We start from the raw sequence: 3,150 nt of genomic DNA, 5'->3' as shown, positions 1-3,150 counted from the left end.
ACGAGGTCTTCTGATGGCCGGTGTCACCAGCGGCGGGCGCGGGGCCGCGTTCGACCCGCTCAAGCACAGCCAGCCCCTCGGTGGCGCGCTGGCGTTCCTCGGCCTGGCCCGCTGCATCCCGCTGCTGCACGGCGCCCAGGGCTGCTCGGCGTTTGCCAAGGCTCTGCTCACCCGCCATTTCCGCGAGCCCATCCCGTTGCAGAGCACGGCCATCAACGACGTCAGCGCCGTCCTCGGTTCGTCCGACTCGCTGCTCAGCGCACTGGACACGATCAACGAGCGGCAGCGTCCGGACGTCGTCGGGGTGCTCACCACCGGTCTCACCGAGGTCAGCGAGGAGGACATGCTCGGCGTCCTGGGCTCGTCCCGGTACGCCGCGGGCTCCCGCGGCCCGATGGTCATCCCGGTGTCCACGCCGGACTTCCACGGCGGGCTGTCGGACGGATGGTCCGCGGCGCTACAGGGGATCGTCGCCGCGGTCCCGGCCACCGGGGTGACGGTCCCCGGCCGGGCCGCCGTGCTCGTCGGCCCGGCGCTGACCGCGGTGGATCTCGACGAGATCGCCGACCTCGTCCGGGCCTTCGGTCTCGATCCGGTGGTGGTCCCCGACCTGTCCGGGTCGCTTGACGGCCATCTCGACGAGAACTGGTCACCGCTGACCACCGGGGGGACGACGGTCGACGCCCTGCTGGGTCTGGCCAGCTGCGAGGTCGTCATCACGATCGGGTCCGCGGCGGCCGCCGCCGGCGGGGCGCTGGCGGCCAAGGCCGGTGCCCCCCTGATCTCCCACGACCACGCCAGCGGGCTGGCCGCCACCGACCGGCTCGTCACCGACCTCACCCGATACACCGGGGTGGCCGCCCCGGACGCGGCGCGACGCTGGCGCCGGCGCCTGGCCGACGGGCTGATGGACAGCCACTTCGTCCTCGGTGGGGCCAAGGTGGCCATCGCGCTCGAACCCGACCAGCTCGTGGCGGTCGGTTCGCTGCTCTACGACGTCGGAGCCGAGATCGTCACCGCGGTGTCGCCGACAGACGCCGACGTGCTGCGCTGCGCGCCGTGGGAGGAGGTCGTCATCGGCGACTTCGTCGACCTGTCCGAACGGGCCGAGGCGGCCGGCGCCGAACTGGTCGTCGCGTCCAGTCACGGGGCTGACGCGGCCGCTGTGATCGGCGCGGCGCATCTGACGATGGGCTTCCCCGTCTACGACCGGATGGGCGCCCAGCTGCGCGCCACGTCCGGGTACCGGGGCAGCCTCCAGCTGCTCGTGGACGCAGCCAACCGCCTGCTCGAACACCGTGAGTCACACCGTGCGACAGGTCCGTCGCGGGCGCGGCGGGCATCCGCCGAGCAACTGGAGGAACTGGCATGTTGAAGGTCGCCTTCGCCACCAGCGACGGCATCGTCGTCGATCAGCATTTCGGCTCGTGCCGCCGGTTCGACGTGTACGAGGTGTCCGGGGATCTCGCCTCGCTGTATGAGAGCCGGGTCCTCGACCCGGCCGCCGACGACGAGGCCGAGAAGATCGAAAGCCGGCTGGACGCCGTCCGGGACTGCGCGATCCTGCACGTCGCCGCGATCGGCGGGACCGCCGCCGCGAAGGTGGTCCGGGCCCACGTCCATCCGCTGAAGGTCACCGAGGACACCTCGATCGCGGACCAGATCGTCCGGCTGCAGCGTGTCCTGGCCGGCAACCCTCCGCCGTGGCTGCGCAAACTGCTGCGCCAGAGCGGGTCCGGCGCCGCCCCCAACTGGAGCCCGCGATGACCGTCGACATCACCGGCGGTGACACCACCGGCGCCGCCACGAGTCCGGCCGCGGACGTCACCACCGGATTCCTGCGTGACCTGGTCGATCAGCTGCGGGCCGGGGACACCTACGGCCAGCTCGACCGCCTCGGCGGGGAGAAGCTGCTGGACCCGTTCGTACTCACCCCACAGCGCCGCCGCGAGCTGGGGATCTCCTGTGATGTAGACCCGGCCACCGAGGGACGGCTGCGCGCCTACTACCAGGCGGTCGCCGCCGGCGTCGAGAAGGCGACCGGCCTGGTCACCGGCTACGTGCTGGATCTCAGCCACGAGGGCTTCGGCCGGGTCACGGTGTTCACCGGCCGGCTCGTGGTCGCCTCCGCGGTGCTGCGCGACGCGCACCGTTTCGGCTTCGACTCCATCGATCATCTTGCCGAGCGCGGCGAGGCGCTGGTCCGCGCCGCCGTCGCGCTCGTCCGTACCTATCCGGAGGTGGCCCGTGACGACTCCTGACGAGATCCCCGAGATGCGGACGAAGCTGAAAAAGCTCAACAGTCTCGCCACCCGCCTGAAACTCGACCTGCACGACCTGGCCGAGGACCTGCCGATCGGCTGGGAGCGGATCCTGGAGACGGCCACCTCCACCTACAACGCCTACGTCGAGATCCACCAGATCGAACGGGAACTGGCGAAGGTGGACGCGCGATGACGACGGGTACCGAGCGGTTGGCGCAGTTCCGCCGGTGCGGGACCGCCGAGGACTACTTCCAGGCCTTGGACGTCCCCTTCGACCCGCGGGTGGTTGCGGTCAACCGGCTGCACATCCTGCGGCACTTCTCCCCGGCCGTGGCCCGGATAGACGCGGAGAACTCCTCGCCCGAGGACCGGCTGGCCGCCTACCGCGCCGCCCTGGTCGCCTCCTACGAGGCGTTCACCACGGCCACCGCGCTCGACCACCGCTTGTTCAAGGTCCTGGCCGACCGCGCCCCCCAGGCGTTCGTCGCCGTGGACACCGTCACCGTTGAAGCCGAGAAGAGTGCCTGATGGACGTCAGTTTCGAGGAACCGTCGCTTTCCGACGCCACCTACGACGTCGGGGACACCGTTGTGGCCGTGAAGGACCTGCGTAACGACGGCACCTTCCCCGAACCGGGGATCAGCGTCGGGGACGTGCTGGTGGAGACCGGGACGGTTGGTCACGTGCACGGCGTGGGCGTCTACCTCCAGGAGCACATCGTCTACGCGGTCGCGTTCACCAACGGCCGGGTCGTGGGCTGTCTGGAGCGTGAGCTGGACCTGGTGGCCGCTGCGCCGGGTCGTGATGGGGGTGAGCAGTCATGACATCGCAGCCGACCCAGCCGATGTCGGTGCCGGGGCAGCCGATACCCCTGACGGTGCTGTCC

6 protein-coding genes are annotated in these 3,150 nt (G+C 70.8%); all 6 read left to right on the top strand.

Annotated elements, in window-relative coordinates:
- The coding region (gene nifN / locus DD1DGNOD_RS17435) for a nitrogenase iron-molybdenum cofactor biosynthesis protein NifN (RefSeq protein ID WP_346434342.1) at positions 1–1,375 on the top strand (1,375 nt) is incomplete at its 5' end.
- Entirely contained in the window at positions 1,369–1,767 is a 399-nt protein-coding gene (gene nifX, locus DD1DGNOD_RS17430) for a nitrogen fixation protein NifX (RefSeq protein WP_131767517.1), read from the top strand. The genes nifN and nifX, both read left to right, overlap by 7 nt.
- Positions 1,764–2,261, top strand: coding sequence for a NifX-associated nitrogen fixation protein (locus DD1DGNOD_RS17425; RefSeq protein WP_131767516.1), 498 nt, complete (start codon positions 1,764–1,766; stop codon positions 2,259–2,261). The genes nifX and DD1DGNOD_RS17425 overlap by 4 nt, the downstream gene beginning before the upstream one ends.
- Positions 2,248–2,457, top strand: a complete 210-nt coding sequence (locus DD1DGNOD_RS17420) for a CCE_0567 family metalloprotein (RefSeq protein WP_241251615.1) — start codon at positions 2,248–2,250, stop codon at positions 2,455–2,457. The genes DD1DGNOD_RS17425 and DD1DGNOD_RS17420 overlap by 14 nt, the downstream gene beginning before the upstream one ends.
- Positions 2,454–2,792 carry a nitrogenase-stabilizing/protective protein NifW gene (gene nifW / locus DD1DGNOD_RS17415; RefSeq protein WP_131767515.1) on the top strand — a complete coding sequence of 113 codons (339 nt, stop codon included), beginning with the start codon at positions 2,454–2,456 and terminating at the stop codon, positions 2,790–2,792. The genes DD1DGNOD_RS17420 and nifW overlap by 4 nt, the downstream gene beginning before the upstream one ends.
- On the top strand, positions 2,792–3,088 hold the full coding sequence (locus DD1DGNOD_RS17410) for a nitrogen fixation protein NifZ (RefSeq protein WP_131767514.1): 297 nt from the start codon (positions 2,792–2,794) through the stop codon (positions 3,086–3,088). The genes nifW and DD1DGNOD_RS17410 overlap by 1 nt, the downstream gene beginning before the upstream one ends.
- The last annotated feature ends 62 nt before the right edge of the window (positions 3,089–3,150 follow it).

The sequence above is a fragment of the Candidatus Protofrankia californiensis genome (assembly GCF_900634765.1).
GTDB classification, from domain to species: domain Bacteria; phylum Actinomycetota; class Actinomycetes; order Frankiales; family Frankiaceae; genus Protofrankia; species Protofrankia californiensis.
The sequence above is the reverse complement of the archived record's forward strand: the minus strand, read 5'-3'. Positions and strand labels throughout refer to the sequence as shown.